The sequence below is a fragment of the Streptomyces cellostaticus genome, from assembly GCF_001513965.1.
In the GTDB taxonomy this organism is placed as follows: domain Bacteria; phylum Actinomycetota; class Actinomycetes; order Streptomycetales; family Streptomycetaceae; genus Streptomyces; species Streptomyces cellostaticus.
On sequence record NZ_KQ948066.1, the window covers coordinates 23,890 to 30,483 of the forward strand.

Annotated in this window: 5 protein-coding genes; 3 read left to right on the forward strand and 2 right to left on the reverse strand. The window is 70.8% G+C overall.

Annotation, left to right across the window (positions count from 1 at the left end):
* Positions 1–49 precede the first annotated feature (49 nt).
* Entirely contained in the window at positions 50–808 is a 759-nt protein-coding gene (locus tag AQI88_RS40780) for a TetR/AcrR family transcriptional regulator (protein ID WP_067010661.1), read from the reverse strand.
* Between the two features lie 376 nt (positions 809–1,184).
* Between AQI88_RS40780 and AQI88_RS40785 the strand changes: the two genes are divergently transcribed.
* The gene (locus AQI88_RS40785; RefSeq protein ID WP_067010663.1) at positions 1,185–2,564 is read left to right on the forward strand and encodes an NAD(P)/FAD-dependent oxidoreductase; all 1,380 of its coding nucleotides are present in this window, start codon (positions 1,185–1,187) and stop codon (positions 2,562–2,564) included.
* 130 nt (positions 2,565–2,694) lie between these two features.
* Positions 2,695–4,350: an ATP-binding SpoIIE family protein phosphatase gene (locus AQI88_RS40790; protein ID WP_067010665.1), complete on the forward strand. Its 1,656-nt coding sequence runs from the start codon at positions 2,695–2,697 to the stop codon at positions 4,348–4,350.
* A gap of 35 nt (positions 4,351–4,385) precedes the next feature.
* On the opposite strand, the gene AQI88_RS40795 is transcribed toward AQI88_RS40790, so the two are convergent.
* The gene (locus AQI88_RS40795; RefSeq protein WP_244184607.1) at positions 4,386–5,672 is read right to left on the reverse strand and encodes an MFS transporter; all 1,287 of its coding nucleotides are present in this window, start codon (positions 5,670–5,672) and stop codon (positions 4,386–4,388) included.
* Between the two features lie 111 nt (positions 5,673–5,783).
* Between AQI88_RS40795 and AQI88_RS40800 the strand changes: the two genes are divergently transcribed.
* Positions 5,784–6,332 (forward strand): MarR family winged helix-turn-helix transcriptional regulator, encoded by a 549-nt coding sequence (locus AQI88_RS40800; protein WP_067010669.1) that lies wholly within the window; start codon positions 5,784–5,786, stop codon positions 6,330–6,332.
* The last annotated feature ends 262 nt before the right edge of the window (positions 6,333–6,594 follow it).

Below are 6,594 nucleotides of genomic sequence, written 5' to 3' on the forward strand. Positions count from 1 at the left end.
TGGGAAACACGAACCGCCGAAGACGAAGCCGCGGCGGCAGGCGGGACGCTCACGCCGGCCGAGACCGAAGCCCCTCCAGCAGAATGTCCAGCAGCCGAGCAGAAGCCGCAGCCTGCTGCGCCGCATCCGGCAGCGACGGAGCCGCCGTGGCGATCACCAGCAGCACATCCGCCACGGACACATCCGGCCGCAGCTCTCCCGCAGCCCGAGCCCGCTCCACCAACTGCCCGACCACCTCGAGCAGCGCCCCGGCCCCACCGTCGTCCCCGGCCCCGGACGGCTCCGACACCAGCCGCAGCTCACCCGCACCCGGCTGAGACCGCTGCTGAGGCACCCTCGTCTCCTCGGCCGGACCGGCGGAGCCCTCCTCGGCGACCCCGACCCGCAGCACCTGCGGCGGCAGCAACCGCCCCGCCCCCGATGCCACGGACGTCCGCAGGAACCGCGAGAGCGCCGACCACGGCTCGTCCTCCTGCCCGAGCGCGGTCCGCGCCTGCTCGGTCAGCCGTGCGGTCTCCTCCTCGGCTATCCGCCGGACCAGCACGTCCTTGCTCGGAAAGCGCCGGTACACCGTGCCGACACCGACCCGAGCCCGCCGCGCCACGTCCTCCATCGGCGCGCCGTACCCCAGCTCGCCGAACACCTCACGCGCCGCACGCAGCACGTGCTCCAGATTGCGCTGTGCATCCACGCGCAGCGGTGTCGTACGCGCCCCGTCCGCGCGTCCGTTGTCCACCGCCGCGCTCACCGCTCCGCCACCGGATGCGATGGCGGCTGCCGATGACCAATGCGTGTCCTGAACATGCATGTTTTTCCCCCGGTAATGACGTCTCCCCCCGGAGACTCCCCGCCACTGATTCCGGAGTGCTCGGAACTGGCGTCGGTCCACGACCGGGACCGCCCGTCGCGGACCCGATCGGCCACATTCCCTACACCCCGTCAACACACGAACATAGTTGAGAGGGGGTCAATTCAGAAGGGGCAGGTTCCGTACAGAGCGCCCTCGATCGGAGTACGGGTCATTTATGTCCGGATTCCATACCTTCGCACCCGGCCGTCCGCCCCCGCTGACCTGCCCGCTTTCTCCCCACCCCCACGGCGCGTCCAGCCCCACGCACACCCGCTCGCCGGTCACACAAATTGCCGGGGCTGTGGACAAACAACTGCGCCGGGTGCGTCATGGGATGGTGAAGGAACGTGCGCGCATTCTCGTTGTCGGTGGTGGCTACGTCGGGACGTACACGGCCCTGCGCCTGCAGCGGCAGCTGAAGCGGGAGCTCAGGCAGGGAGAGGCCGAGATCACCGTGGTCACTCCCGACCCCTACATGACGTATCAGCCGTTCCTTCCCGAAGCGGCCGCCGGTTCGATCTCCCCTCGTCACGTCGTCGTACCGCTGCGCCGCGTCCTGGACCGGTGCCACGTCGTCATCGGCGAGGTGACCTCCATCGACCACGCGGTGCGCACCGCCGCCGTCACCACCCTCGCCACCGCGGAGGAGGGCAAGGCCGCCGAACTCCTCGGCTACGACGAACTCGTCCTCGCCCCCGGCTCGATCTCCCGCACGCTGCCCATCCCCGGCCTCGCCGAGTACGGCATCGGCTTCAAGACCGTCGAAGAGGCCATCGGCCTGCGCAACCACGTCATCGAGCAGATGGACATCGCCTCCTCCACCCGCGACCCCGCGATCCGTGACGCCGCCCTCACCTTCGTCTTCGTCGGCGGCGGCTACGCCGGAGTCGAGGCGCTCGGCGAACTCGAGGACATGGCCCGCTACGCCGCGCGCTACTACCACAACGTCCGCCCCGAGGACATGAAGTGGATCCTCGTCGAGGCCTCCGACCGCATCCTCCCCGAGGTCGGCGAGGAGATGGGCCGCTACACCGTCACCCAGCTGCGCCGCCGCAACATCCAGGTCCTCCTCGGTACCCGCCTGGACTCCTGCGCCGACCGCGTCGCCGTCCTCAGCGACGGCCAGCGCTTCCCGACCCGTACGGTCGTGTGGACCGCCGGCGTCAAACCCCACCCGCTGCTCGCCGCCACCGACCTGCCCCTCAACGGGCGCGGCCGCCTCAAGTGCACCGCCGAGCTGACCGTCGACGGCGCCCCGCACGCGTGGGCCGCGGGCGACGCCGCAGCCGTCCCCGACGTCACCGCCGCCGAGCCCGGCACCGAGACCGCCCCCAACGCCCAGCACGCGGTCCGTCAGGCCAGGGTCCTGGGCGACAACATCGTCCACGCGCTGCGCGGCGAGCCCCTGGAGACGTACGCGCACAAGTACGTCGGCTCGGTCGCCTCCCTCGGCCTGCACAAGGGCGTCGCCCAGGTCTACGGCCGCAAGCTGAAGGGCTACCCTGCCTGGTTCATGCACCGCGTCTACCACCTCAGCAGGGTGCCCACCTTCAACCGCAAAGCCCGGGTCCTGGCGGAATGGACCCTCGCCGGGCTCTTCAAACGGGAGATCGTCTCGCTCGGTTCACTCGAACATCCGCGAGCCGAGTTCGAACTCGCGGCCGGTGGAAAGCCTCCTCACAGCCCCTCGGACAACCCGAAGGGGTCGTCCTGACCGGACCCGGGAACTACCCGGCCCGCCCCGGCGTCTGACGGATATCGCCGCGGACGGCCACCTGCCAGACTGCCCCACGTCCTCGGACGGGCACCCGCCCGCCCTCAGCACCCACGAGGCTTTCCCCACTGTGAACTTCACGCGCTGGAGCGCCCGGCTCCCCGGAACGCAGCGCCGCGCCGCAGCGCGGACCGAGACCGCGGTCTCCCCGGACCGGAGGGGGGAAGGCTCCGTCCCCGCGGCCCGCGCCGAACAGCAGGCCGACGGGACACCGCCGCCCGTGCCCGCCGTCGACGAACTGCCCGTGCGCGACGTCCTCGACCGCGTCCCGGCCCTCGTCGCCCTCGTGCACGGCCCCGACCACCGCATCGCCTACGTCAACGACGCCTACGCGGCGGCCTTCGGCGCACGCCCCCCGGGCGCACCGGCCCGCGAGGCGCTCCCGGAACTCGCCGAACTGGGCCTGCTTCCCCTCCTCGACCAGGTGCTGCGCAGCGGCAAGCCCCGCACGCTGAAGTCCCGCAAGGCCGTCGACGGCCGCTCCTACACCTTCACCTGCACACCGGTGGCCGAGGACGGCGACCGCGAGGGCGGCGGCGCCGTCCTCGTCTTCGCCACCGACGTCACCGACCACGCCGAAGCCGCCGAACGCCTGCGCGCCAGCGAGCGCCGCCAGCGCGAGACCGCCGTCACCCTGCAACGCTCCCTGCTTCCCCAGGAACTGGAGCAGCCCGACGACCTGCGCATCGCCGCCACCTACCACCCCGGCGGCACCGAGGCCGCGGTCGGCGGCGACTGGTACGACGTGATCACCCTCGGCGGCGGCCGCACGGCCCTCGTCATCGGCGACGTCATGGGCCGGGGCGTCCGCGCCGCCGCGGTCATGGGCCAGCTCCGCACCGCCGTCCGCGCCTACGCCCGCCTCGACCTCCCCCCGCACGAGGTCCTGCAACTCCTCGACGGCCTCGCCATAGAGATCGACGCCAACCAGATCGCGACCTGCGTGTACGCCGTCCATGACCCGAACGAGGGCCGCCTGGTGTACGCCTCTGCAGGCCACCTGCCGATCCTGGTCCGCGACGAGAACGGCACGGTCCTGCGCGCCGACGAACCCACCGGCCCGCCGCTCGGCACCGGCGGCTGGATGCACGCATCGGGCTCGATCGCGCTCGGCCCCGGCTCCACGGCGGTCCTCTACACGGACGGGCTGGTCGAGCGCCGCGACGAGGATCTCGACGAGGGGATCGCATCCCTGGAGCGCGCCCTGTCCGGTGCGACCGGCACCCCCCAGGTCGTCTGCGACCGACTGGTCCGCTCGGCCGGCGTCACCGCCGACCACGACGACGACGTCGCCGTCCTCGTCCTCCAGCACCCCGCCCGTACGGGCCCCGAGAGCGACCTCTTCCGCAACGCGGCGCTGGAACTCATCGGTGGAGTGGAGGCGGCGCCACGGGCCCGGGCATTCGCCTCCGGTGTCCTGACCAGCTGGCGCTTCCCCGCCGACCTGCACGACCTGGGCGTCCTGGCCACCAGCGAACTGGTCGCCAACTCCCTCCAGCACGGCACCCCACCCATGCGACTCCGGCTCCGCCGCACCGACCGCCGCCTGATCATCGAGGTCACGGACGGCGACGACCACCTGCCCCGGCGCCGCCGCGCGGAGCCGGGGGACGAGTCGGGAAGGGGGATCGCCATCGTCGCCACGATCGCCTCCAACTGGGGTTCACGGAGAACACCAGGCGGAGGGAAAGCGGTGTGGTGCGAGTTCCTGTTGCCGAGGGCGTAGGGCAGTTCCCCGCGCCGCCAGCACCGTCCTAGCGGCTACGCGGAGACGGACTCCGCAGGTGCCCCACCCCGGGCCACCACCCGGCTGCTCTTGGCGGCAGCCCACGGCTGATCCTGGGCAACGGTGAGCCGCCGCCCCATCCGCAGCGCCAGCACCGTGATCCCCAGCGAGAACAGCAGGAAGGTCACGATGTACGGCGCATGCAGCGAGGCCCCGAGAGGCCCGCCCACCGCCGGCCCGACAGCCAGCGCCAACTGCTTGACCAGCGCAAAAGCAGAGTTGTACTGCCCAGCCATCCCCTCCGGAGCCAGATCGGCCACCAGCGGAGCAACCGTCGGCGACAGCATCGCCTCACCCAGCCCGAACAGCGCATACGTCGAAACGAACGCCGCCGTAGCCATCTCCTGGCTGCCGTGCCCGAGCCCCGCGTACCCCGCCACAAGCCAGGCGACAGCCCAGATCAGCCCCACACCGGCGATCACCCGGGACCGCCGACGCCGCTCCACGAACTTCAGCACGGCGAACTGCGCGACGACGATCATCATCGTGTTCGCGGCCAGCGCCGTACCCAGCGCGGAGGTGGATATCCCCGCGGCCTCGACGCCGTAGGCGCTCAGCCCCGACTCGAACTGCCCGTAGCAGGCGAAGAACAGCACGAAGCCCAGCACACACAGCTGCACCATCGCCCGGTTCTCCAGCAGCTGCTTCCAGCCGCCCTTCGCCGAAGCGGCGGGCACGTCCGTGATCCGCGGCGAGTGCGGCATGCGCACCGTCGCCATCACCACGACCAGCAGCAGGAACATCGCCGCCTCGATCGCGAACAGCAGGGTGAAAGAGGAGATCCGGGTCGTGTCGACGAGGTGACCGCCGATGAGGCCACCGACGCCGAGCCCCAGGTTCTGCAGGAAGAACTGCATCGCGAACGCCCGCGACCGCGTCTCCGCCGTCGAGCAGTCCACGATCATCGTCGCCAGCGCCGGCTGCATCACGGCCTGCCCGGCCCCGAGGGCCGCGGCCGACAGCAGTACGGCGGTGGCGTTGCCCGCGAGTCCGAGGCTCAGCGCGCCCAGCGCCGCGGTGACCAGGGCGGCGAGCAGGACCGGCAGCGGGCCGCGCCGCACGATCGCCCGGCCGGCGAACGGCAGCACGATCAGCGCGGCCACGGCGAAGACGGCGAGCACGAGCCCCGCCGTCATGGACCCCAGGCCCCGCACCTGCGCCACATAGACGTACAGGTAGGGGACCGTGAAGCCGAGCCCGAATGCGCTGAGTGCGTTACCCACGTGGATCCGGCGCATCGCTGCGCCCATCGCCCTGGTCACGTTCACCTCTCTCACTAGTTAGGAGTGAAGACTTCAAAGCTAAAGTTCGAAGCTAAAGAGTACACATCGAAGGACTTCAAGGCAAAGGGGCTCCGTGCGATACTTGCGACCATGGCCGACACTCCCGGCGTCACGGAGCCGACGCTCGACGAACAGATCGCCGCCTACCAGCGCGAGTTCCAGGACCTCGACCCCCAGGTCGAGAAGATCGTGTCGGCGCTGTCCCGGCTGAACCGCCGTATGAACGTCGCCTACGGTCGCCAGACCTCCGGCCTCGGCATCAGCAACGCAGAGTGGGAAGTGCTCAAGGCACTGGTCCTGTCCGGCATCCCGTACCGCATGGGCCCCGGCGACCTCGCCAAGCGGCTCGGACTCACCCCGGCCGCCATGACCCACCGGATCGACCGCATGGTCGCCGAGGGACTGGTCACCCGCGAACGCGACGAGTCCAACCGCGTCCGGGTCATCATCGAGCTGACTCCCGAGGGCCGCGAGAAGTGGCTGGAGGCGATGCGCCGCGCGAGCGTCTTCGAGGAGGACCTGCTCCAGGACCTCACCCCTGCGGAGCGCGCGGTCCTCGGCGAGGTCCTGACCAGACTCCTGCGCCGCGTGGAGCACGCCCAGCCGGACGCCGGCGGACGCCTCAGCGACCTGGACTGAGGTCCCGGAAAAGATCTTGACAGGGGGCGCTTGACACTCCCTTGCGGGATCCGTAAAGTTCTCCGGGTTGCCACAGAGCCGTAACGGTTCTTCGGCAACACCTCCGCCGCCTCGAGCGGCACCTCACACCACCAGCACGATCTCCCGATGGGATTGTTTTCGGCATGCCCGAATTCAATTCGAATAGGGACTCGGCGGCCCGATTGGGAATCGCCGGGCGGATCCGCTAAGGTTTGAGACGTCGGAAGGGCCCAACGGCCCG